Source organism: Streptomyces mayonensis, assembly GCF_018982965.1.
Lineage (GTDB): Bacteria > Actinomycetota > Actinomycetes > Streptomycetales > Streptomycetaceae > Streptomyces > Streptomyces mayonensis.
Genome location: NZ_JACBYP010000059.1, coordinates 19,037 through 42,099, shown reverse-complemented (window position 1 = coordinate 42,099; position 23,063 = coordinate 19,037). Strand labels below are relative to the sequence as shown.

Genomic DNA, 23,063 nt, shown 5'->3' with positions numbered 1-23,063 from the left:
CGCCGTCGTACCTGGAGGCACCATGCGCCTGTCCCGCAGCAGGATCGGAGTCGTCGTACTGTTCGCCGCGATGACCCTGACCCTGACCGCGCTGGCCTTTCCGGCCGTGCTCGGTCTGGACAAGGCCGACGGCAACCAGGACCGGATCGTGGCCGCGACCAAGTACGGGCCGCTCACGGAGGCCGACCGGGACTTCGTGGTCAAGGTGCGGGCCGCCGGACTGTGGGAGTACCCGCTGGGCGAGAGCGTGCTGAAGCGCGGCACGACCAAGGAGATGAAGACGGCCGGCGAGCATCTGATCGTCGGACACGCGGGGCTCGACGCGATGTGCCGGGAGATCTCCCCCGAGTTGGGCATCACGCTGCCCAACCGGGCCTCGCCGCAGCAGGAGGGCTTCGTGACGACGGTGAACGCCAAGAGCGGCAAGGAGTTCGACTCCTCGGCCGTCAACATCATGCGCGTGACCCACGGCCAGATCTTCCCGGCGATCGCCAAGATCCGGGCCTCCACCAAGAACACCCTCGTGCGGCAGCTGGCCGACCTCGCCAACGACACCGTCCTGGACCACATCACCGTGCTGGAGAAGACCGGACTGGTCGAGTACGACCAGGTGACCTTCAAACAGACCGGTCCGGCGAAGCTGCCCAAGGAGAAGGTCACCCCGCCCCCGCCGCAGCCGGGCGAGCGGGTGCTGGTGCTCAAGCCCCGCCCCGACCTCAACGTCAACACCGCCTCCCCGACGCCCACTCCGTCGCCGGCGGCGCCATGAGGCCGCCCCGGGCGTGTCCGGCGGGTCCGGCGGGTCCGGTGGGTCCGGTGGGTCCGGTGGGTCCGGTGGGTCCGGTGGGTGGCCCCCCGGGAACGCGCCGACGTCGTTGCGCGTCTGAACAGTTGGCGGGAGCGAGTGGTGAGGGGCATGGCGATCTCTTTTCGCGCTGTGCCATGATCCGGCCCGCCACCCGGACCCGTCCGGGAACCGTACGAGAGAGAAGAGCGGGACCATGACCGCTTCCGGACCGGGCAGCGGCGGCACACCGGGCGGACCCGGCGAGCCGGGCGGTACGCCGCCCGTGCCGGAGCACGTCTGGCGGATGTTCCTGGAGGACAGCGAACACGCCATCCGCACCTCCGCGCCCAGGGAACCGTCCGCGCAGGACCGGATGCCGGGCTGGCAGCCCCGGCGGCCACCGGCCGACACGGTGAACACGGCGAACACGGCGAACACGGTGAACACCGTCGGCGAGGCGTGGCGGCCCGAGGACCCCTGGCAGGGTCCGGCCTGGCGCGAGCTGGACCGCCGGGCGCGGCTGCGGCGGGCCGGCCGGGTGCTCGGCGCGGCCGCCGCCCTGGCTCTGGGGCTGACCGCGTGGTCGCAGCTGTCCGCCGAGGAGGTCGTCCCCGACGGCGAACCGGCCGCCACGATCGGGCAGCGCCTGGAGGAGAGCCCGCCGGTGCCGGGGCCGGCGTCGCCGGCGCCCGACGAGTCGGCCACGGCGACCCCGGCCGTCTTCGAGCCCGCGCCGTCCGCCATACCCCGCATGTCCGCGCACCCCCGGACCGTGGACTGACCCACGCCCGGACCGCCGCAGGGCTTCAGGCGCTGCGCTTGCGGGACGGCGACTTCTTGGCGGTGCTCTTGTCCGCCGCGCTCCCGGCCGCCGGACTCTTCGTCGCCGTACTCTTCGTCGCCGCGCTTCTCGTCGCCGTGCTCTTCGCCGGTGCGCTCTTCGTGGCCGTGCCTCTGCCCGCGGTCTTCTTCGCGGTGTCCTTGGCCGCCGCCTTCCTGCCCGACCGGCCCGTCCCGGCCCCCGCGCCGCCGGTGGCGGCGGCCGACGTCGACTTCTTCGGCGCCGCCTTCTTCGCCGCGGTCTTCTTCGCGCCCGCCGACGTCGACTTCTTGCCGCCGGTCTCCTTGGGGGCCTGCCGGGACGGCGCCCCGCTCTTTCGCAGGGACCGCACCTCGGCCTCCTCCGCGGGCCCGGCCTCCTCGCCGCCCCGGGACTCGCGGGCCGCCCGTACGCTGCCCTCGAGCGCGGCCATCAGGTCGAGGACCTTCCCGGGCGCGGCCTCCTCGCGGGTCTCCGGGGGCGTCTCACCGGCGGACTTGGCGGCGATGACCTCCTCCAGGGCCTCCCGGTACTCGTCGTGCAGGTCCTCCAGGTCGATCTCGCCGAGCGTGTCCATGAGGGCGTCGGCGAGGTCCAGCTCCTGGTCGCGCACGGTGACCCCGGCGTCCGGGGCGACGCCCTCGGGGGCGCGGACCTCGTCGGGCCACAGCAGGCCGTGCATCGCGATGGCGTCGCCGACCACCCGGAGCATGCCGAGCCGCTCCCGGCCGCGCAGCGCGAACTTGGCGATGGCGACCCGGTTGCTGCGCTTGAGCGCCTCCCGCAGCAGCGTGTACGGCTTGGCGGCGGGGGCGCCACTGGCCGCGAGGTAGTAGGCGGCGCCCATCTGGAGCGGGTCGATGCGCTCCTCGGGCACGAAGGCCACGATCTCGATCGTCCGGGCCGTCGGGATCGGCAGGTGGGACAGGTCCTCGTCGGTGATCGGGATCATCGACCCGTCGGCGTCCTCGTAGGCCTTGCCGATCTCGGCCTGGGTGACCTCGCGGTCCTCCAGCTCGCACACCTTGCGGTAGCGGATCCGGCCGCCGTCCTCCGTGTGGATCTGGCGGAAGGAGACCGCGTGGCTCTCGGTGGCGTTCACCAGCTTGATCGGGATGCTCACCAGGCCGAAGGAGATGGCGCCGTTCCAGATGGATCGCACGTGCAGCACCTTTCCGGAATCCTGGGCGTTTTGTCCGTATTTCGTGAGACTCTCATGGTATGGCGCCTATCACTGAGGTGGAGGGGCGGCGGGTGGCCCTCAGCAATCTGGAGAAGGTGCTGTATCCGGCGACCGGCTTCACCAAGGGCGAGCTGCTGCACTACTACGCGACGTCCGCGGAGGTGCTGCTGCCGCACCTGCGGGACCGTGCGGTCTCCTTCCTGCGGTACCCGGACGGCCCGGACGGCCAGGTCTTCTTCGCCAAGAACGTGCCGCCGGGTACGCCCGACTGGGTCACCACGGCCGAGGTGCCCCGCTCCGAGGGCCCGGCCCGGATGGTGCTGGTCCAGGACCTGGCGAGCCTCATGTGGGCGGCGAACCTGGTGACCGAGTTCCACACGCACCAGTGGACCGCGGACGACCCGGAGCAGGCCGACCGCCTGGTGTTCGACCTGGATCCCGGCCCGCCCGCGACGGTCGTGCAGTGCTGCGAGGTGGCGCTGTGGCTGCGGGAGCGCCTGGCGGCGGACGGGATCGAGGCGTACGCCAAGACGTCCGGGGCCAAGGGGCTGCACCTGCTGGCCGGGGTGCGGGGGTCGTCCTCGGAGCGGGTGTCGGAGTACGCGAAGGCGCTGGCCGTGGAGGCGGAGCGGGAGCTGCCGAAGCTGGTCGTGCACCGGATGACGCGCAGTCTGCGGCCGGGGAAGGTGTTCGTGGACTGGAGCCAGAACGCGGCCCGCAAGACCACGGCCGCTCCGTACACCGTGCGGTCCCGCTCCGTCCCGGCGGTGTCCACTCCGGTGACGTGGGACGAGGTGGCCGGCTGCCGGCGGGCGGAGCAGTTCGTGTTCCTGGCCGGGGATCTCGGGCCCCGGGTGCAGGACTACGGCGACCTCCTCGCACCGCTGCTCGAACGGGAGGGGGCGGCGGCCCTGCCCTGACTCCCGGGACCGTCGGCTCCGGGGACCGTCGACGTCCGTCCCACCCTCGGTGCCGGGGCGGGCATCGGGAGCAGGGCGGACCTCGCAGCCGGGACAGGCGCCGACGCACGGACGGGCACCAAGGGCAAGACGGACCTCGGGACCGAGGCGGGCATCGAGAAGGGGACGGACCTCACGACCGGGACAGGCGCCGGCGGCGGGACGGGCGTCGGGGCCGGGTCAGAGGCGGGTCCAGGTGGTGCGGTCGCGGGCGGCCGCGTGCAGGGTCTGCACGTCGGCCGGCTTGAGTGTGCCGCCGAGGCGGGCCAGGCCGGGCAGCTCCCGCTCCGTGAGCACGCGCACCGAGCGGGGCGGGGCGGCGAGGGACACGTGGGCCGGTTCGACCAGGACGAGGACGGCGCGGACCTCGGCCGTCAGCGCGTAGGAGGCCCGGTCGGCGTCGGCGCGAACCCTGCGCAGCAGCGGGCGCGGCGCGCGGCGGCCCAGCGCGACGTCGGGGTCGGTGACGCGCACCCGCTGCCTGCGGGCGGGCAGCACATGGAGGGCGAAGAGGCCGCCGGGGCCGATCAGCAGGTGGTGAAGGCGGTCGCCGCCGGGCAGCGGTACGGAGTGCAGGGTGTGCCAGCCGGCCCCGTCGAGCCGGTCGAGGGCCTCCCCCACTGTCTGTTCGGCGGCCAGCGCCCGGCGGCGCGGGTCGGGGCGCAGCCGGTGCACCGGTCCGGGCTCGCGGTCGAGGGCGACCAGGAGCGCCTCGCCCGGCCGGTTGGGGGCGAGGTCGTCGTCCGGGTGGAGGGAGAGCCGGGCCAGCTCGGCGGGGGTCGGGACCGGGGGCGGGCCGACGGTGACCGGGCCGGTCAGGAAGGGGCCGAGGGCGTGCAGGATCTCGTCCCTGCGGTCGGCACTCAGCAGGTTGACGCGGGCCGCCTCACGGTCGTACCAGGCGACGTTCCCGCCGTCCGGGAGGCAGACGTAGAGCCGTTCCTGGCCGTGGCGCCGGGTCGGCACGACGCGCAGTCCGTCCATCGCCATCACCCCCCGTCCATGGGACCAGGCAGGGTGCTGCGGGGGCAAGAACCCGGTTACCTTGGGGAGGAGTCGGGCAGGCCCTGGGCGGTGCCGGGCAGACCCTGGGCGGGACTGGGGAGGCTCCATTGCGTACCCGTGGGAGAGGTCCGGACGTGCCGGCACCCGACCGGCCGTGGGACGAGATCGTGCCGGGGCTGTGGATGGGCGGGCACGAGTTCCGGCGGCCCGGAGGGGGACTGGAGTTCGCCGTGGTGGGCGACGAGTTCGATCTCGTACAGACGCTGCTGCGGCTTCCCGGGCACGGGCCGGACGAGGGTGTCGAGCACCATGTGTGGCCGATACCCGACGGGCCCCTGGACGGCACGCAGCTCGCCGGGGTGATCGGGCTCGCGCAGGCGGCGGACGGGGCGCTGGACGCGGGCCGCGCGGTACTCGTCCGCTGCTACCACGGGTACAACCGCTCCGGCCTGGTCGTCGCGCAGACCCTGATGCGGCGGGGCGCCGACGCCGACGAGGCGGTCCGGCTGATCCGGGCGCGGCGCTCGCCGTGGGCGCTGCACAACGAGTTGTTCGTGGCGTACCTGCGGGCCGGTCTGGCCACCGCGCGACTGCTGGAGGAGCTGGCCGAGTAGCCCGGCGCACCCGGACCCGCGCAAAATGGCCTCCCGTACGAAAGAGGCTTACGGTGCCCCGCCCGCCCCCGCCCCGCACCACCACGCGGAACCACCGACGCCGAACCCCGAACCCGAACCCGGACCCCAGGAGTGCAGTGCTCCCGAGCCGCCGTGGGCGCCCCGCCCGCGTTCCCGCCTTCCTCGCGCTGCTCCTGGTGACCGCGGCGGCCGGTGCGCTGGCCGGCTGCGGCGACACGGGCGGGCTGCGGGACGCGGGCGCGACGGCGGCGGCGCGCAGCCCCGCCCGGCTCTGGCCCGGCCTGCCGCCGGCGTCGAGCCCGGCCTACGACATCGGCGAGGTGGAGCACGCCCCGGTCGAGGGCGTCGCCGTGCCCGGCGGCGACATCCGCGACGCCGATCCGGTGGCCGCGGTGCGGGCCGAGATCGCCGCGCACCCGGACGACTACGCGGGCACGGGGGCCCGGTACCACGAGACGTCCGCGCGGATGGCGGACTGCGGCACGCAGGGTCCGGGCGGGTCCGGCGCGGGGAGCGGGGGGTGCCCGGTGCTGCGGCCGTACTACCGCGACCTCACCGGTGACGGGCGGCCGGAGATGACGCTGGGCTTCCGGCTGCTGCCCGGAAACCTGACCGCGGTGCGCGTCTACACCGTCGAGAAGGACCGGCTCGTGCGGGTGATGTCGTACGACGACGCCGTGAGCGCGGTGGAGCTGGCGGGGCGCTCGGTCGTCGTCCGCTCGCCCTCGGAGGTCGCGGGGTACGAGTACCGGCTCCAGTGGACCTGGGACGCCGACCAGCGGGCGATGCTGCTGACCAGTGACGAGATGCTCCGCGCCGACGAGGGCGACGACGGCGGGCAGACGGGGCGTCCGTCGCCGCCGCAGCCGCCGTCGCAGCACCCGTCCCCGTCCCTGACACCGTCCCCGTCCCCGTCGGGGAGTGCCCGGTGAGGCCGGCCCTTCCGCGGTGGGCCGGTCCGCTCGCGGTGCGGGCGGCCGTGTTCATCGCGGTGATGTGCTGCGCGCTCGCCGCGCTGCTCGGCGTGCTGGTGCACGTGTCGGTGACCGACCAGACCGTCGGCCAGGCCCGCGACACGGCGCTGGCCCGGCTGCGGGAGGCGACGGCGTCGTACGAGGCCGGGGACCCGCTGTCGCACGGCGCCGGCGTCGATCCGCCGGGGCTGCCCGGGCGGCTGCGCGAGCTGGCGGGCTCGGGACGGCGCGGCACGATGGCCGCCGACTACGAGGGGCGCCCCACGATGTGGGCGGCGGGCCCCGCGGACGGCGGCCGGGCGCTGGCGGTGCGGGTCGACCACTCCCAGGGCGAGCGCACCATCGAGGGCCTGGACGGCGCGATCGTGTGGTCGTCGGGGCTGGCGATCGGGGCGACGCTGCTGGTCGGCGCGTTCGCGGTGACACGGGTGACGCGCCGGCTGCACGCGACGGCGCGGGTGGCGCGGCGGATCAGCGCCGGCGACCTCGACGCCCGGGTGGGTGATCCGCGGGCACAGGACCCGACGCGCCCGCAGGACGAGGTGGCGTCGGTCGCCTCGGCGCTGGACTCGATGGCGTCGTCGCTGCAGGGCAAGCTGCTCGCCGAGCAGCGGTTCGCCGCGGACGTCGCGCACGAGCTGCGCACCCCGCTCACCGGCCTGCTTGCGGCGGCCGAGCTGCTGCCGCCGGGCCGCCCGACCGAGCTGGTGCGGGACCGGGTGGCGGCGCTGCGCACACTCACCGAGGACCTGCTGGAGATCTCCCGGCTGGACAGCGGGCGGGAGCGGCTGGAGCTGGACGCGGAGCCGCTGGGCGAGCTGGCCCGGCGGGTGGTCCGCGGCTCGGGCACCGACACGCGGGTCGACGTCGCGCGGGACGCGCGGGTGGAGACCGACCGGCGGCGCCTCGAGCGGGTGCTGGGCAACCTGGTCGCGAACGCGCACCGGCACGGGCGGACGCCGGTGGTGCTGACCGTGGACGGGCCGGTGATCACCGTACGGGACCACGGGCCGGGCTATCCGGAGTACCTCCTCGCGCACGGGCCGCAGCGGTTCCGTACCGAGAGCGGGGCGAAGGGCCACGGGCTCGGGCTGACGATCGCGCTGGGGCAGGCCGAGGTGCTCGGCGCGCGGCTGGAGTTCGGCAACCCGCCGGACGGCGGGGCGCTGGCGACGCTGGCCCTGCCTCGGCAGCCGTGACGGCCGCGGCGGACCGTCCGGACCGTCCCGGGTTCTCCGATGGCCCAGCGCGGGGAGCGGTCGGCGCCGGGCGCTCCTAATGTGGCGACTGGTCACCTAGAGACAGGTTTCCCACGTTCGCTCCCCGGGAGGTACTCCCATGTCCCAGCTGTCCGCACCGGTCTCGCGCCCGTTCCTGGTCCGCGGCCTCGCCACCGCCCTCGCGGCCGGCGCACTCGCGACCGCCGCCGCCGTCACACCCGCCGCCGCGGACGACGGCCGGGACGGCGCCCCCGGCCCCGCCTCCCTCGTCACCGTCACGGGCACGGGCACGGGCACCGACGCCGGCACCGGTGGCACGAACGGGGGCGAGGCGGCGCGGGGCGGAGGCGGCGACGGCGACGGCCGTCAGGAGCAGGGCCGTTACCGGGGTGTCGTCACGGCGGAGCGGCTCGCCCTGCGCACCTCCCCGACCCGCGGCTCGGACGTCATCCGCTACGCCCGCCGGGGCGAGGTCGTCTCCATCTACTGCAAGACGCCCGGCGACACGGTCAAGGGCAACCCCCTGTGGTACCTCCTCACGGACGGCACCTGGGCCTGGGGCGCGGCCCGCTACATCGACAACGTCGGTCCCGCGCCGCGCTGGTGCTGATCCGGACGCCGCGCAGATCCTCCCATGTAGGTAAGTTCCGGACATGACCAAGGCCGGAACCGGACCCGGACTCACCGTGGCACAGGCGGACACGCCCGCTCCCGCCGCCCAGCTCCCGCGGCGCCGGGGCGTCGAACTCGCGCTCATCCTGATGGCCGTCCTGCTGTCGGTCTTCGGCTACTGCAACGTCGGCCTGGCCCGGCACGACGCCCTCCCGCCCGGCGCCGCCGGCTACGGCGCCGGGCTCGGCGTGCTGGCGCTCCTCGCCCATCTCGCGGTGCGGCTGCGCGCTCCGTACGCCGATCCGCTGCTGCTGCCGATCGGCGTGCTGCTCAACGGCCTGGGCCTGGTGCTGATCTACCGGCTCGACCTGGAGACGCCGGGCGACCGCGCGGCCCCGGCCCAGCTGGTGTGGTCGACGCTGGGCGTGGGTCTGTTCATCGTGGTCGTCCTGCTCCTGCGCGACCACCGGGTCCTGCAGCGGTACGCCTACGTCTGCGTGGCCGCGGCGCTCGCCCTGCTCATCGTGCCGATCTTCTTCCCGGCGGTGAACGGCGCCCGCATCTGGGTCCGGATCGAGGACTTCTCCATCCAGCCGGGCGAGTTCGCGAAGGTGCTCCTTGCGGTGTTCTTCGCCGCGTACCTGGCCGCCAACCGCAGCGCGCTGGCGTACGCGGGGCGCCGGGTGTGGCGCCTCCAGCTGCCCACGGGGCGGGTCCTCGGCCCGATCGTGGCGGTGTGGCTGGTCAGCGTCGGCGTCCTGGTCCTGGAACGCGACCTCGGCACCTCGCTCCTCTTCTTCGGCCTGTTCGTGGTGCTGCTCTACGTCGCCACCGGCCGCACCGGCTGGATCGCCGTCGGCCTGGTGCTGGCCTCGCTGGGCGCGGTGGCCGTGGGCTGGCTGGAGCCGCACGTGCACAGCCGGGTGGAGGACTGGCTGCACCCCTTCGCGTCCATCGAGGCGGGCGACGGGCCGGGCCAGCTGGCCCAGTCCCTCTTCGCCTTCGCGGCGGGCGGGGTGACCGGCACTGGCCTGGGCCTCGGACACTCCGTACTGATCGGCTTCGCCGTCAAGTCGGACTTCATCCTGGCGACGGCCGGGGAGGAGCTGGGCTTCCTCGGCCTGACCGCCGTCTTCCTGCTGTACGGGCTGCTGGTGGAGCGCGGCTACCGGGCGGCGCTGGCCGCCCGCGACCCCTTCGGCCGGCTCCTCGCGGTCGGCCTCTCCTCGATCGTGGCGCTCCAGGTGTTCGTCATCGCGGGCGGGGTGACCGGGCTGATCCCGCTGACCGGGATGGCGATGCCCTTCCTGGCGCAGGGCGGTTCCTCGGTCGTCACCAACTGGGCGATCGTGGCCCTGCTGATCCGGGTCAGCCATGCGGCCCGGCGCGGGACGCCGGCGTGACCCGGCACATCCGGCACGCGGCCGTCTTCTGCGCGCTGCTGCTGGTCGCCCTGGTGGTCAACGCGGCCCGCGTGCAGATCGTCCAGGCCCCCCAGTACGACGGCAACCCGGCCAACCGCCGCCCCGACATCGCCCGCTACCAGCAGCCGCGCGGCGACATCCTGGTCGGCGGCAAGGCGGTCACCGGCTCCCGGGACACCGGTGAGCACCTGCGCTTCGAGCGGACCTACGCGAACGGGCCGATGTACGCGCCGGTCACGGGCTTCGCCTCGCAGGCGTACGGGACGACGTTCCTCGAACACGCCGAGGACGGCCTGCTGTCCGGCGCCGACCCGATGCTGGCGCCGCTGCCGCTGTGGAACGACGTGACGGGGGCGCAGAACCCGGGCGGGGACGTCGTGACGACGATCGACGGGGCGGCGCAGCGGGCGGCGTTCGAGGGGCTCGACGGGCGCAAGGGCGCGGTGGCCGCGATCGAGCCGGCCACGGGCCGGATCCTGGCCCTGGTCTCCACCCCTTCCTACGACCCCCAGCTGCTGTCCGGCAACAGCGCGGCCGCCGCCCGCACCTGGAACCGGCTGAACGACGACCCGGACAAGCCGATGCTGAACCGGGCGGTGAGCCGGACCTATCCGCCGGGTTCCACCTTCAAGGTCGTCACCGCGGCGGCGGCGCTGGACGCGGGCGTGGTGCGCGACCTCGACGCGCCGACCCGCTCCCCCGACCCGTACACGCTGCCCGGGACGCGGACGACGCTGACGAACGAGGCCGACGGCTGCCGCGACGCCTCGCTGCGGGAGGCGTTCGAGTGGTCCTGCAACACGGTGTTCGCCAAGCTCGGCGCGGACGTGGGCGTGGCGGACATGACGGCCATGGCGGAGGCGTTCGGCTTCAACGACGACGGGCTGCGCGTCCCCTTCCCCGTCGCGCGGAGCACCTTCGACTCCTCGGTGGACCGGGCGCAGCTCGGGCTGGCGTCGATCGGGCAGTACAACACGCGGGCGACGCCGCTGCAGATGGCGACGGTCGCGGCGGCGGTGGCGAACGGCGGTCAGGCGCGCTCCCCGTACCTGGTGGAGCGGACGCTGCGGGCGGGCGGCAGCCTGGTGGCGGCGGCTGGTTCGCGGCCCTCCCACGAGGTGATGCGCCCCTCGACGGCGGCGCTGCTCAAGGAGCTGATGACCGGCGTGGTGGAGCGGGGCACCGGCTCGAATGCGGCGATCCCGGGCGCCACGGTGGGCGGCAAGACCGGCACGGCCCAGCACGGCGTCGGCAACTCGGGCACCCCGTACGCCTGGTTCGTCTCCTGGGCCCGGGGCGACGGGGACCTGGAGCCGAAGGTCGCGGTCGCGGTGGTGGTCGAGGGCTCGGCGGCGGACCGCGGCGGCATCAGCGGGGGCGGGCTCGCGGCGCCGATCGCGCGGGCGGTGATGGAGGCGGTTCTCGGGGGGGTGAGGCAAAGAGCGCTCACCGGCGAGGTTCCAGACTGGTGAGGTCGATGTCGATCGGGAAAGGGACGGTGAGCTTGAGGCGATTGTGGAAGATGCCGACCAACCCATAGACCTTACTGGCCGGGTCGAGTTCGTACGCGTAGACCACCGGGAGGTCGTGGTTCTCCTCGACTCGCCAGTAGTGCGGGATACCCGCCTGCGCGTATTTCAAGGGCTTCACCTCCCGATCCCGTTCCATCGACTCCTTGGAAACGACCTCAACAGCGATCACGACGTCTTCCGGCCGGTACCAGGTCTGCCTCGTGCCGACGAAGGCCTCCGCCCGGAACACCAGCACATCGGGCTCGGTCCGATTGCGTTCGCTGAGTTTGACGGTCATCTGCGTCATGACCTTCAGCTCGTCCGGCGTCTGGGCCAGCAGGGCGTGGTCCAGCAATCGGATGGCCAGAGAGTGGAAATTGGTCTGCGGACTCACGAAGACGAGGCTCCCGTCGATCAGCTCCGTGTGCGGAGGCAGGTTGGGAAGCTCGTCGAGGTCGTCCGCCGTCCAGCCGCCCTCCGGCGGACGGGGCCACTGGTAGTCGTCGTCCAGCCCGTAGTCGCGTGCGGCGCTCATGATCGCTCCCATGTGCCGGAGTCTGGCTGACGTGGTCAGCGTACCCAGGCCGAACACCGGCAGAGCGCCCCAACGAGTGATCGCGTGCCGCGCCTTTGACGCTCGCGCCGTCTTTACTCCCGGTCAACAAGTTCCGCCCAAGGGATTGACGGGCTTGCTGACAAGCAGTCTCATAAGTCGGAGCAGCTTGAGTAACCGCGGGTAACACGAACCGTTCGACGAGGTGGGTACAGCCATGACGACCCTGACGGAAGCCGACGCGCTCGAGGGCCTGCGCGACGCGCTCGGCCTGCTCAAGGACCGGGAGCAGGTGGCCGAGCGGCTACTCGTCTCCTCCGCCAAGCACTCCTTCGACCCGGACAAGGAGCTGGACTGGGACGCGCCGTTCGAGGACGGCAAGTGGTTCTGGCCGCCGGAGCTGGTGTCGCTGTACGACACGCCGCTGTGGAAGCGGATGAGCGAGGAGCAGCGCATCGTGCTCTCCCAGCACGAGGCCGCGGCGCTCGCCTCGCTCGGCATCTGGTTCGAGCTGATCCTCATGCAGCTGCTGGTGCGGCACATCTACGACAAGTCGGCGACGAGCGCGCACGTGCGCTACGCGCTGACCGAGATCGAGGACGAGTGCCGCCACTCGAAGATGTTCGCCCGGCTGATCTCGCGCGGCGAGACGCCGTGGTATCCGGTGAGCCCCGTCCACCAGCACCTGGGCCGCCTGTTCAAGACCATCTCCACCACGCCCGGCTCCTTCACCGCCACGCTGCTCGGCGAGGAGGTCCTGGACTGGATGCAGCGGCTGACCTTCCCGGACGAGCGGGTCCAGCCGCTGATCCGCGGCGTCACGCGCATCCACGTCGTGGAGGAGGCCCGCCACGTGCGCTACGCCCGTGAGGAGCTGCGCCGCCAGATGGTGACGGCCCCGAAGTGGTCGCAGGAGTTCACCCGGATCACGTCCGGCGAGTTCGCCCGCGTCTTCTCCGTCGCCTTCGTCAACCCGGAGGTGTACACCAACGTCGGCCTCGACAAGCGCGAGGCTCTGGCGCAGGCCAGGGCCAGCGGCCACCGCAAGGAGATCATGCAGACCGGCGCGAAGCGCCTGACGGACTTCCTGGACGACATCGGCGTACTGCGGGGGGTCGGACGGCAGCTGTGGAGGTCGTCGGGGCTGCTGGCGTAGTCCGGGCCGGTACGGGCCGCTGACGTGGGCGGGGGCGACGGGGTGCGGGTTACGCTGCGCCTCATGACCCCGCAGGCCTCCACCCCCGCCTATCGCCGCCTCAGCGTCGAGGAGCGCCGCGTCCAGTTGCTCGACGCGGCGCTCGCCCTCTTCGCGCACCGGCCGCCGGAAGAGGTCTCCCTCGACGACGTGGCGGAGCAGGCCGGGGTGTCGCGCCCCCTGGTGTACCGGTACTTCCCCGGCGGCAAGCAGCAGCTGTACGAGGCCGCGCTCAGGTCGGCCGCCGACGAGCTGGAACTGTGCTTCGACGAGCCCCGCGAGGGCCCGCTGCTGGCCCGGCTGGCCCGCGCCCTGGACCGCTATCTCGCCTTCGTCGACCAGCACGACACCGGCTTCAGCGCCCTGCTGCGCGGCGGCAGCGTGGTCGAGACCTCGCAGACCACGGGCATCGTGGACGGCGTACGCCGGGCCGCCGCCGACCACATCATGCGCCACCTGGACGTGGCCGAAGCGGGCCCCCGGCTGCGGATGACGGTCCGGATGTGGATCACGGCGGTGGAGGCGTCCTCGCTGATCTGGCTCGACGAGGCCAAGCAGCCGCCCGTCGACGAGCTGCGGGACTGGCTGGTGGAGCAGTTCCTCGCGGTGCTGACGGTCACCGCGAGGCGCGATCCCCAGACCGCGACCCTGGTCGAGGCGCTGGCGGCGGACCTCTGACAGCCGACGCCCGACAGCTGACGCCCGACGGCTGACGCCCGACGGCTGACGCCTGGCAGCTGACCTCTGCGCATCGGACACCGGTGCGGAGATCACCGACACTGGTGGCGTGAAGAGCGAAGACACCCCCTTCGAGGGCGGCCCCATGGACGGGCGGGTGCTGCCCGTCCTGGTCGGGATGACCGGGCACCCGCCGAAGACGTACCGCATCCCCGTGCCGGACCCGGACGGCGGCCCGCCCACCGTGCTGGTGTACCGGCGCGTGCCCCGGGACGCCGGGCCGGGACTCGGCTTCGCCCGCTGGAAGTACGCCTGGGATCCGACGGGCCGGAAGGGCCGGAAGGGTCCCGGCCGCAAGTGGCCGTGGTCGAAGCCGGATCCCGGCCCGGATCCCGGCCCGGATCCCGGCCCGGATCTTGCGAGGGCCGCCGATCCAGACGCCACGCCGGGTGGCAAGCCGGACGACGCCGACGGGTGACCCCGTTGCGCCGAACCGCGCACACTCGGCGCGCGGGGCCGGGGAAGCCGCCACATGCTCACCGTGCGGAGCGGACGAGCCGCCCCGCGACGGAGGTGACGGCATGTCAGGAAGGTTTCTGCGTCTGGTGTGTACGGCGGCGGTGGCGGCCGGGATCGTCCTCGCACCCGTGCCCGCCACGGCCGAACCCGAGCCCGGGGCGACCGGGACCGGGACTGGGACCGGGACCGGGACCGACGGGATCGGGGCCGAGGGGATCGAGGCCGAGGGGGCGGGGTCCGGTACCGACTGGACCGGGACCGGCCAGGCGGAGGCCGGGACCGACGGGGCCGGGACCGACGGGGCGGGGGCCGGCGGCGAGGACCGGTCGGTGTCCGGTTTGCTGACGGATCTTCAGCGGCTGTACCGGGAGGCGGAACAGGCCACCGAGACCTACAACGCCACCGAGGAGCGGCTGGCGAAGCAGCGCGCCGAGGTGCGCCGGCTGGACGCGGAGCTGGCCCGCAGCCGCCTCTCCCTGCGCGACAGCCGCGGCGCGGCGGGACGGCTGGCCCGGCAGCAGTACCAGAACAGCAGCAACCTCTCCCCCTACCTGCGGCTGCTCCTGGCCCGCGACCCGCAGCACGCGCTCGACCAGGGGCACGTGATCGGCCGGCTGGCCCGCGAGCAGGCGGAGACGGTCGGCCGCCTGACCGGTGACGCGAAGAAGGCCGCCGCGCTCTCCGAGCGTGCCCGCAAGGCACTGGCGGCGCAGCGCGCCCTCGCCGAGCGCCGCGAGCAGGAACGCGACGGCGTGCGCGAACGCCTCGGCGCCGTCGAGGAACTGCTCGCCACGCTCACCCCCGGCGAACTGGCGGCCCTCGCGGAGTTCGAACAGGACGGGATCGACGAGGCACAGGACCGGTTCCTCGCGTCCGGCGCACTCGGCGACGACGGCAAACCGTCGCAGGAGGGCGACCGGGCGGTGCGGTTCGCGGTGGAACAGCTCGGCAAGCCGTACGAGTGGGGCGCCGAGGGCCCGGCGTCGTACGACTGCTCGGGTCTGACCTCCGTGGCCTGGGAGCGGGCCGGGACGCCGATCCCGCGGACCAGCCAGGAGCAGTGGGCGCGCCTGGAGCACGTGCCGCTCGGTGAACTGCGCCCCGGTGACCTGGTGGTGTACTTCCCCGAGGCCACCCATGTGGCGATGTATCTCGGCGACGGCCTGGTCGTCCAGGCACCGCGCCCCGGCGCCGACGTCAAGGTGTCGCCGATCGCGGCCAACCCGGTCCTGGGCGCCGTACGACCCGACCCCGGCGGGCAGCCCGTAGGGCGGTACACACCGCCGAGGCTCCCCGAGGGGGCGTCGGACGGATCCGACGCGGGGTACGGGGGCACGCGGCCGTCCGGCGCGCGGGAAGCAGGTGCGCAGGAGGCCGGCGTCCGGCGGGGCAGGTGAGCGGCGCGCGCCGGTCAGTCACGGCGCGCAGCCCCGCGGACGTGTCCGCGCCGTGCGCCGGGACGGCGCGTCGGCCGCCTCGGCGCCGCGGACTGCGGCGCCGCCGACTGCGGCGCCGCGGTCGGTGGGCGCCCGCGGTGGGGGCTCGTGTCCCCGCCGGAGGCCTACGCGCCCGCCGCGCCCGAGACCTCCATCAGATAGCCCTCGGACTTCGCCGGGTCGTAGAAGAAGTCCTCGAAGTCGGACGGGTCGTTGAAGCCGTTGGCGACGCGGTCGGCGACGGGCTGGAGCTCCGTCGCCGCGCCGAACAGGTCGAGGATGTGCTCCGGCGGCGGGGCGAGCATGGTGTTCGTCCACTTGGTGACGTGCCGGGCCGTCTCCCAGTAGCGGTCGAAGGTCTGCTGCATCCAGGCCTCGTCGAACTCCTGCTCCCCGCGCTCCAGGATGGACGCGAGGTAGGAGGCGGCGCATTTCGAGGCGGAGTTGGAGCCCTGGCCGGTGACCGGGTCGTTGGCGACGACCACGTCGGCCACGCCGAGGACGAGACCGCCGCCGGGCAGGCGGCCGACGGGGTGGCGCACGGTGGGGGCGTAGCGGCCGGCCAGGGTGCCGCCGGCGTCGGTCAGTTCGACCTTGGTGGCCCGCGCGTACTCCCAGGGGACGTACTTCTCCATGAGTTCCAGGGTCAGGGAGAGGTGCTCCGCCGGGTCCTTGACGTCCTTGAAGACGTCGAGCGGGCCGCCGGGTATGCCCTCGAGGAACAGGATGTCGGCGCGGCCGGACGTGGTGAAGGCCGGCATGACGAACAGCTCGCCGACGCCGGGCACCAGGTTGCAGCGGACGGCCTCCGTGTCCGGGTGCTCCGGGCGCGGGCCCATCCCGTGGACGTAGGCCACGGCGAGGGCACGCTGCGGCTCGCCGTACGGGGAGCGCGCGGCGTCTCGGCCGAACATCTGGACCAGCTCGCCCTTGCCCGCCGAGACCAGGACGAGGTCGTAGGCGCGGGAGAAGTAGTCCAGGTCGCCGACGGCCGCGCCGTGGATGACCAGCTGGCCGCCGCGCTGCGCGAAGGTCTCCATCCAGCCGGCCATCTTCACCCGCTGGTCGACCGACTGGGCGAACCCGTCCAGGTGCCCCAGCCAGTCGATCGCCCGCTGCGAGGGACCCGGGTCGAAGGAGCCGGGGGCCGCCACCGAGACGCCGAGCCCCTCGATCTTCGGGGCCTGGGACTCCCAGAAGTTCAGCTGGAGATCGCGTTCGTGCTGGAGTGCCGTGTGGAACATGCACTGCGTCGACATGACCCGGCCGCTGCGGATCTCGTCCGCGGTCCGGTTGGACATCAGGGTGACCTCGTAGCCGTGCGACTGCAGGCCGAGGGCGAGTTGGAGGCCGGACTGGCCGGCTCCGACGACGAGTATCTTCCGCATGCGGTCCGTCTCCTACTCGGGGCTCGGGGCTCGGTACTCTCGGGGGTCGTCTGCCCGGGTTTCTGTGCTCGAGGTTCGTCTACTCGGGTGTTTCGTCGAGCGCGTGGCCCACGAGGGACAAGAGCGTCTCGATGGCCGAGATCCGGCGCCGCGCGTCCATGATCATGACAGGTATGTGCGCCGGGATCGTCAGGGCCTCCCGCACGTCCTCCGCCTCGAACAGCTCGGTGCCGTCGAAGTGGTTGACCGCGACGACGTACGGCAGTCCGCAGCTCTCGAAGTAGTCCAGCGCGGGCCAGCAGTCCTTCAGGCGCCGCGTGTCGGCCAGGACGACGGCACCGACCGCGCCGCGCACCAGGTCGTCCCACATGAACCAGAACCGCTGCTGGCCCGGGGTGCCGAACAGGTACAGGACCAGGTCGTCGTCGAGCGTGATGCGGCCGAAGTCCATGGCCACGGTGGTGGTGAGCTTGCCCGGGGTGGCGGTGAGGTCGTCGGTCTCCTCGCTCGCCTCGGTCATCAGCGCCTCGGTCTGCAGCGGCGTGATCTCCGAGACGGCGGTGACCAGCGTGGTCTTGCCGACGCCGAACCCGCCCGCGACGACGATCTTCGTGGCGACGGGCGCGCGCGTGGGATCCGTCTGCCAGGGCTGCAGGGGCCCGTCGGTGTCGACGAGCGGGGGGACGCCGAACACGGCGGCGTCAGAGACGACGGAGTCCACTGAGCACCCTTTCGAGCAGAGCGCGGTCCGGGCGGCCCGTGCCATGGGCGGTCCCGGTGCCGTACACACGGATCTTTCCCTGGTCCGCCAGGTCGCTGAGGAGGACGCGGACCACGCCGAGCGGCATCCTCAGCAGCGCGGCGATCTCGGCCACCGTACGCATGCGGCGGCACAGTTCGACGATGGCTCTCATCTCCGGCATCACACGGGAGGTGAGTGAGCCGGCGGTCAGCTCTCTGCGTTCCCCGGCGGCTTCGAGCGCGGCGGTGCCATCGGTGGCGCCGACGAACGTCTCGACGAGCAGCACGTGACCGAAGCGGGTCCGGCCGCCGGTGAGCGAGTAGGGGCGTACGCGGGCGGCTTTGCGGTCGGCGCCGCGTACGGGGAGGCTCCCCCGGCCGTTCCTCACGGCCTTCCCGGACTTCCCGGCCTTCGCGGGCTTCCCCGCCTTCGCGGGTTTCCCGTTTTCCCCGGCCTTCCCGTTCTCCCCGGCCTTCCCGGGACTGCTGCTCATCGGACGCTCCCCGTCGGCTCGGGTGACTGGGACGCCTCGGGCTCCAGCGACTGCCGGAGCTCGCTGCGGAGTTCGGGGGTCAGCACATGGCCGGCGCGGCCGACGAAGAGCGCCATGTGGTACGCGACGACGTTCATGTCGCAGTCCGCGGCACCGTGCACGCCGAGCAGTGAGCCGTCGCTGATGGACATCACGAACAGGCTGCCCTCGTCCATGGCGACCATCGTGTGCCGCACGGCGCCGTAGTCCATCAGCCGGGCGGCGCCGACGGTCAGACTGCCGACGCCGGAGACGACGGTGGCGAGGTCGGCGGCGGAGCCGCGCGGGCCCGCGCGGGATGCCTCACGGGCCTGTCGGGCCTCCTCGTTGCGCCCGGGGTCGGAGGACAGGAGCAGGAGCCCGTCGGAGGAGACCACGGCGACCGACTGGATGCCGGGCACCTCCTCGACGAGATTGGTCAGCAGCCAGTGGAGATTGCGGGCCTCGGTGCTCAGTCCGAAGGTACTGGGAGCGGTCAACTGCTTGCCTCCTCGACAGTGCCCCCCGTGGTTTCTTCGGTCGTGTCCGCCGCGGCGTCCGGCGCCCCGTGCTCTCCGGTACGGCCGGCCGCCTCCGCCTCCGCCTCCGCCTCGGCGTCGCGGCGCCCGGCCTCGGCGCCCCGGCGGAAGCCGCCCAGGCGGCGACGGAGCGCGTCGGCGTCGACGGAGCCCGCGGTGCGCGGCCGCGGGGCCGCCTCGGGCGTGGTGAGCCTCGGGGTCCGCTTGGGCAGCCCCTTGTCGGTGACGGGCTCGTCGCCCTCGTCCGGGAGGGCGCCGTCGTCCACGGCTCCCACGTACGCGGCCCCCTCGCCCGGACCGGCACCGTCGTCCGGGGCAGCACCTTCGTCCAGGGCTCCCGCGTCCGGGGCCGCCGCGTCCGGGGTGCGGTCGTGGGCGTCGGGGCCGATGGCGTAGGGGTCGGCGGAGCGCGGGCCGGGAATACGGGGTTCGGCGGGCTCCGCGGGGACGGGCTCCGGGCGGGGCTCCTCCGCGTTCCCCTCGGGATCGGGCCCCGGGCCGGGCCCGTGGCCGGGCTCCGGGTCGGGCTCCTCCGGGTTCTCCTCGGGTGCGGATGCCCCGGAGGGGGACGGGGGCAGCAGGAGCGCCATCGTGGTGTCGTCGGGGAGGTCGCTGTCGGGGTGCGTCCTGTCCGGGGCAGGGGCGGTGGCGGCCTCCGACTCGGAGTGCGGTGCCTCCTCCTGGGCCGTCCCGGACGCCGGCACCGAGTCCTCCACCGTCGCCGCGTCCGGACCCTGTCCCGCGTCCTCCGCCGGGACGTCGTTCCCGGCGGCCTCGTCGGCCTTCTCCGCCTCCTCCGCCTTCTTCTCTGTCTGCTCCTTCTGCTCTGCCGACTCCTCCTGCCCTGCCTTCTCGGCCTTGTCGGCCTTGTCGGCCTGCTCCGGCTTCCCGGCCTTCTCCCCGCGCCCCGGCAGGACGTTGGAGTTGGCCTCCGCGTCCGCGCCGGGCAGGGAGAAGGTGGCGGTGCCGTCGGACGGCGGCACGGTCGGGGCCAGCGCGGCCGGCGGCGCCTCGGCGAGCAGCGGGCTCGGGAGCACCACGACGGCGGCGACCCCGCCCTGCTTCTGCTCCCTCAGCCGCACCCGCGCCCCGTGCCGGTGGGCGAGGCGGGCGACGACGTAGAGGCCGAGCCCGAGACCGTCCTCGCCCTCCTGGTCGAACGGCGCGTCCGGGTCGAAGTCGGTGAGGCGGGCGTTGAGCCGCTGGAGGCGTTCGGTGGCCATGCCGATGCCCTCGTCCTGGACGGAGAGCATCACCTCGCCGTTCTCCAGGAGCCAGCCGGAGACCTCGACGGGCAGGTCCGGCGGCGAGAAGGAGGTGGCGTTCTCCATCAGCTCGGCGAGCAGGTGGGAGAGGTCGTCGGCGGCGAGCCCGGTCACGTGCGCGTGCGGCGGCAGCGCGGCTATGCGCACCCGCTCGTACCGCTCGATCTCGCTGACCGCGGCCCGCACGACGTCGACCAGCGGCACCGGTGAGGTGCTGTGCTGGATGTGCTCGGTCCCGGCGAGGACCAGGAGGTTCTCGCTGTGCCTGCGCATGACCGTGGCGAAGTGGTCGAGCTTGAACAGGGTGGCCAGGCGGTCCGGGTCCTGCTCGCGTTCCTCCAGGCCCTCGATGACGGCGAGTTGCCGCTCGACCAGGCCGAGGGTCCGCAGCGCGAGGCTGACGAAGGTGGAGCCGATGCTCTTGCGGACCACCTCCAGCCGGGCCGCGGACTCGGCGAGTTCGGCGCGCAGTTCCTCACGGGCGTCGGCCATCTTCTGCCGCTGGCCTACGAGGTGCTTGCGGTCGGACTCCAGCGTGGCGATCCGCGCGGCGAGCGTGGCGGCGTGCCCGTGCAGGGCGTTGACGGAGCGGACGACCTGGGCGAACTCGTCGTTGCGCCCGGTGAAGGCCACCGGGTCCTCGGCCGTCGGGTCCTCCGCGCCGGCGAGCCGGGCCGAGCCGCGGCGCAGTACCGACAGCGGGCGGGTGAGGGTGCGGGCCAGGGCGGTGGCGACGCCCAGGGCGAGCAGGATCAGGGCGCCGAGCGCGGCGATCCGGATCTCCAGCGCCGTGACGTCGTCGTCGCGCAGCTGCTCGAGCGAGCTGACGCGCTTCTCGTACAGGGCGGACTCGGCGCCGCGCATCGCGTCGACACGGGCGGACAGTGCGGCGTCCAGCTTCTTGGCGCCGGTGGCGAGGTCGCCGTCGGAGAGGGTGGGCTCGTCGGTGAGGTCGGCGAGGTACTTCTCGGCGGAGTTGACCTCGGGTCCGGCGACCGTGGCGTCGAAGCTGTCCCGGGCCTCCTTGGTCGCGCCCTCGCGGAAGTCGGTGAGCGCGGCGTCGGAGCGTACGCGGGCCTGCTGGGCTGCGGCGGAGAGCGCGTCGCGCTGCTCGGCGTCGGCGTCCGAGGAGGTGGTCGTCTCGGTCGGCAGGCCGGTGACCGGGTCGAGGACGGTCCGGGTGCTGCTCGGCACGGCGAGCGCCGCCAGCAGCAGACCGCGGGTGGCGGCGGCCTGCTGTACGGCGGTGTCCAGTTCGGCGAGGGCGTAGGCGCCGGCGCCCGCGCGGGGCGGCATCTGCTCCGCCAGTTCCTCGGCCAGCGCGTGGAGTTCGGTGATCGCCCCCGAGTACGCCTCGTGGGCCTCGGGCGCGGTGCTCTTGCCGGTGAGCGCGGCCCGGCGCAGGGCGGCCACGGTGTCCAGGTCCTCGCGCAGGGAGGCGGGCGTGCCGGTGTCGGCGCGCAGTTCCTCGACCTGCCGGTCGACGCGGGCGCTGCGCTGCTCGGAGGGCGCCTTGGACTTGGGGCGCCCGGCCGCGATGTAGGGGGTGACCTCGTCGCGCTCGTCGGCGAGGGAGTGGGCGAGGGTCAGCGCGCTCTGCGTCTGCTCGGCGAGCGTCACCAGGTCCTGCGAGTCGTGCAGTTGCCCCGAGGCGGTCACCACCGACGGGGCACCGGCCGCGGCGACGGCGGCGGCCACGACCGCGACGGCGACGATCAGGCGGTTGCGTACGTGGGTGGGACGGCCCTTGCCGACGGGAACCTCCGGCGGCGGAGGGGTGGAGGTGCCGGGGGTCCGCTCCGCGCTCCCCGTGGGGGCCGTCTGCTTGCCTGTGCGACGAGGCCGCGTCTTCTGCACCGGTGCTCGCATTCCTGACTCGTGTACCCGTGGGCCCGGGTGGCGCTCCGTCAACTGGCCGGTCGGCGCATGCACCCTCCGCCGTGCTCCGGGCCGTTCCCCGGCCGCCGGCAGCGTGCCGGGCGGGGTGACCGCGTGAGCGGGGCAGGGACCCCCACCGGTTCCCGACCCTTCCAGTGCCGGTGGGTGGTGAGCGCGCATCGTCCGACCCGCCACCCGAAGGAGTGAACCCCGGAGGGTAGTTGGGGAGCAAGTTCCCCCGGCTCGTGCCTCGGGGGTACGCGGCGTGCCGGTTGGACGTTCGCGACGGGCGGTGGCACTATGTGCCGCCACGTGCCGGCGGATCATGGAATTCTGCCCCGGAACCGGCTCCTGACCTGCGTCGCCGGGTTGTTCCCGACGAAGGCGCGAGGGGTGTGCCGGCCCGGCCGAAGGGTCGGGCAGACTGGCCGGATGCGCACCGAACTCGCCTCGGAACCAGGCCTCGCCGAGTACCCCAACGAGGACTTCGCGAGCGTCGGGCTACCGGCCTCCGGACAGGGTGGCTCACTCGTGGTGCTCGACGGGGTGACCCCGCCACGGACGGCGACGGGCTGCCTGCATTCCGTGCCCTGGTACACGGCGCACCTCGGCGGCGCGCTGACCGAACTGACCGTTTCCCTCCCGGAGGTTCCCCTCGCCGAGGCGCTGTCCCGCGCCATCGCCCGCACCGCGGCGGCACACGCGGGGACCTGTGACCTTTCTCACCCGCGTACGCCGCAGGCAACCGTCGTCCTCGCCCGCTGGTCCTCCGCCTCGGTCGAGTACCTCGTTCTGTCGGACTCGGCGCTGCTGGTGGAGGCACCGGACGGCACGGTCTCGGCCGTTCTGGACGACCGGCTGGCCCGGCTGCCCCGCGCGGCCCTCGCGACGGACGCGATGGTCGACGCCGACCTCCGCAACAAGGAGGGCGGCTTCTTCACGGCCGCCGCGGACCCGGCGGTGGCGGGGCGGGCGGTGACCGGCGTGCTGCCGCGCGACGGGGTGCGCACGCTGACGGCGCTGACGGACGGGGCCGCCCGCTGGGTGGAGAAGTTCCGGGAGGGCGACTGGGCGGACTGCCTGGCGCTGGTGCGCAAGCAGGGTGCCCAGGCGCTGGTGGACCGCGTACGGGAGCTGGAGCGCGCGGACGCGGCGGGCGACCGGAGGTTCCTGGGGCGCAGCAAGACGCACGACGACGCGACGGCGGTCTACGCGGAGCTTTGAAAGGG

Annotated in this window: 22 protein-coding genes; 14 read left to right on the top strand and 8 right to left on the bottom strand. The window is 73.8% G+C overall.

Annotated elements, in window-relative coordinates:
- The first annotated feature begins 22 nt into the window (after window positions 1-22).
- The gene (locus HZS56_RS21880; RefSeq protein WP_216722456.1) at window positions 23-769 is read left to right on the top strand and encodes a DUF4142 domain-containing protein; all 747 of its coding nucleotides are present in this window, start codon (window positions 23-25) and stop codon (window positions 767-769) included.
- 232 nt (window positions 770-1,001) lie between these two features.
- A complete protein-coding gene (locus HZS56_RS21875) occupies window positions 1,002-1,568 on the top strand; it encodes a hypothetical protein (RefSeq protein ID WP_216722455.1) in 567 nt (188 codons plus the stop codon).
- Window positions 1,569-1,593: 25 nt separating this feature from the next.
- Here the strand turns inward: HZS56_RS21875 and ku are convergent, their stop codons facing one another.
- Window positions 1,594-2,769, bottom strand: coding sequence for a non-homologous end joining protein Ku (gene ku, locus HZS56_RS21870; protein ID WP_216722454.1), 1,176 nt, complete (start codon window positions 2,767-2,769; stop codon window positions 1,594-1,596).
- Between the two features lie 59 nt (window positions 2,770-2,828).
- On the opposite strand from ku, the gene ligD reads away from it, so the two are divergent.
- Window positions 2,829-3,710, top strand: coding sequence for a non-homologous end-joining DNA ligase (ligD, locus tag HZS56_RS21865; protein ID WP_216722453.1), 882 nt, complete (start codon window positions 2,829-2,831; stop codon window positions 3,708-3,710).
- Window positions 3,711-3,929: 219 nt separating this feature from the next.
- Here the strand turns inward: ligD and HZS56_RS21860 are convergent, their stop codons facing one another.
- The gene (locus HZS56_RS21860; protein ID WP_216722467.1) at window positions 3,930-4,733 is read right to left on the bottom strand and encodes a nuclease-related domain-containing protein; all 804 of its coding nucleotides are present in this window, start codon (window positions 4,731-4,733) and stop codon (window positions 3,930-3,932) included.
- A 128-nt stretch (window positions 4,734-4,861) separates the two neighbouring features.
- Between HZS56_RS21860 and HZS56_RS21855 the strand changes: the two genes are divergently transcribed.
- The 6 genes from HZS56_RS21855 to HZS56_RS21830 all read left to right on the top strand — a co-directional run bounded on the left by HZS56_RS21855 (window position 4,862) and on the right by HZS56_RS21830 (window position 11,091).
- Entirely contained in the window at window positions 4,862-5,368 is a 507-nt protein-coding gene (locus HZS56_RS21855) for a protein-tyrosine phosphatase family protein (RefSeq protein WP_253914640.1), read from the top strand.
- A 137-nt stretch (window positions 5,369-5,505) separates the two neighbouring features.
- Entirely contained in the window at window positions 5,506-6,321 is an 816-nt protein-coding gene (locus HZS56_RS21850; protein WP_216722451.1) for a hypothetical protein, read from the top strand.
- Window positions 6,318-7,562 carry an ATP-binding protein gene (locus HZS56_RS21845; RefSeq protein WP_216722450.1) on the top strand — a complete coding sequence of 415 codons (1,245 nt, stop codon included), beginning with the start codon at window positions 6,318-6,320 and terminating at the stop codon, window positions 7,560-7,562. The genes HZS56_RS21850 and HZS56_RS21845 overlap by 4 nt, the downstream gene beginning before the upstream one ends.
- A 139-nt stretch (window positions 7,563-7,701) precedes the next feature.
- Window positions 7,702-8,193 (top strand): SH3 domain-containing protein, encoded by a 492-nt coding sequence (locus tag HZS56_RS21840; RefSeq protein ID WP_216722449.1) that lies wholly within the window; start codon window positions 7,702-7,704, stop codon window positions 8,191-8,193.
- Window positions 8,194-8,236: 43 nt separating this feature from the next.
- Complete coding sequence (locus tag HZS56_RS21835) at window positions 8,237-9,598, top strand: FtsW/RodA/SpoVE family cell cycle protein (protein ID WP_216722448.1); 1,362 nt, start codon at window positions 8,237-8,239, stop codon at window positions 9,596-9,598.
- On the top strand, window positions 9,595-11,091 hold the full coding sequence (locus HZS56_RS21830) for a peptidoglycan D,D-transpeptidase FtsI family protein (protein WP_216722447.1): 1,497 nt from the start codon (window positions 9,595-9,597) through the stop codon (window positions 11,089-11,091). Before HZS56_RS21835 ends, HZS56_RS21830 begins: the two co-directional genes overlap by 4 nt.
- Here the strand turns inward: HZS56_RS21830 and HZS56_RS21825 are convergent.
- The gene (locus tag HZS56_RS21825; protein WP_216722446.1) at window positions 11,066-11,665 is read right to left on the bottom strand and encodes a Uma2 family endonuclease; all 600 of its coding nucleotides are present in this window, start codon (window positions 11,663-11,665) and stop codon (window positions 11,066-11,068) included. The two genes, HZS56_RS21830 and HZS56_RS21825, sit on opposite strands and share 26 nt — an antisense overlap.
- A gap of 235 nt (window positions 11,666-11,900) precedes the next feature.
- Here HZS56_RS21825 and HZS56_RS21820 point away from each other — a divergent pair, with 235 nt between their 5' ends.
- The 4 genes from HZS56_RS21820 (at window position 11,901) to HZS56_RS21805 (ending at window position 15,472) form a co-directional block, all read left to right on the top strand.
- Complete coding sequence (locus HZS56_RS21820) at window positions 11,901-12,839, top strand: AurF N-oxygenase family protein (protein WP_216722445.1); 939 nt, start codon at window positions 11,901-11,903, stop codon at window positions 12,837-12,839.
- 63 nt (window positions 12,840-12,902) lie between these two features.
- Complete coding sequence (locus HZS56_RS21815) at window positions 12,903-13,556, top strand: TetR/AcrR family transcriptional regulator (RefSeq protein WP_216722444.1); 654 nt, start codon at window positions 12,903-12,905, stop codon at window positions 13,554-13,556.
- A gap of 109 nt (window positions 13,557-13,665) precedes the next feature.
- Complete coding sequence (locus HZS56_RS21810) at window positions 13,666-14,034, top strand: DUF8847 domain-containing protein (RefSeq protein WP_216722443.1); 369 nt, start codon at window positions 13,666-13,668, stop codon at window positions 14,032-14,034.
- A 103-nt stretch (window positions 14,035-14,137) separates the two neighbouring features.
- Entirely contained in the window at window positions 14,138-15,472 is a 1,335-nt protein-coding gene (locus HZS56_RS21805; protein WP_253914639.1) for a C40 family peptidase, read from the top strand.
- Window positions 15,473-15,636: 164 nt separating this feature from the next.
- Here HZS56_RS21805 and HZS56_RS21800 read toward each other — a convergent pair whose 3' ends face one another.
- From HZS56_RS21800 to HZS56_RS21780, 5 genes are all read right to left on the bottom strand, one after another.
- On the bottom strand, window positions 15,637-16,899 hold the full coding sequence (locus HZS56_RS21800; protein ID WP_216722442.1) for a styrene monooxygenase/indole monooxygenase family protein: 1,263 nt from the start codon (window positions 16,897-16,899) through the stop codon (window positions 15,637-15,639).
- A 79-nt stretch (window positions 16,900-16,978) separates the two neighbouring features.
- The gene (locus HZS56_RS21795; protein ID WP_216722441.1) at window positions 16,979-17,620 is read right to left on the bottom strand and encodes a GTP-binding protein; all 642 of its coding nucleotides are present in this window, start codon (window positions 17,618-17,620) and stop codon (window positions 16,979-16,981) included.
- Window positions 17,601-18,134, bottom strand: coding sequence for a DUF742 domain-containing protein (locus tag HZS56_RS21790; RefSeq protein ID WP_253914637.1), 534 nt, complete (start codon window positions 18,132-18,134; stop codon window positions 17,601-17,603). The genes HZS56_RS21795 and HZS56_RS21790 overlap by 20 nt, the downstream gene beginning before the upstream one ends.
- Complete coding sequence (locus tag HZS56_RS21785) at window positions 18,131-18,652, bottom strand: roadblock/LC7 domain-containing protein (protein WP_216722440.1); 522 nt, start codon at window positions 18,650-18,652, stop codon at window positions 18,131-18,133. The genes HZS56_RS21790 and HZS56_RS21785 overlap by 4 nt, the downstream gene beginning before the upstream one ends.
- On the bottom strand, window positions 18,649-21,813 hold the full coding sequence (locus HZS56_RS21780) for a nitrate- and nitrite sensing domain-containing protein (RefSeq protein ID WP_374201193.1): 3,165 nt from the start codon (window positions 21,811-21,813) through the stop codon (window positions 18,649-18,651). The genes HZS56_RS21785 and HZS56_RS21780 overlap by 4 nt, the downstream gene beginning before the upstream one ends.
- Before the next feature lie 453 nt (window positions 21,814-22,266).
- Between HZS56_RS21780 and HZS56_RS21775 the strand changes: the two genes are divergently transcribed.
- On the top strand, window positions 22,267-23,058 hold the full coding sequence (locus HZS56_RS21775; protein ID WP_216722438.1) for a protein phosphatase 2C domain-containing protein: 792 nt from the start codon (window positions 22,267-22,269) through the stop codon (window positions 23,056-23,058).
- The last annotated feature ends 5 nt before the right edge of the window (window positions 23,059-23,063 follow it).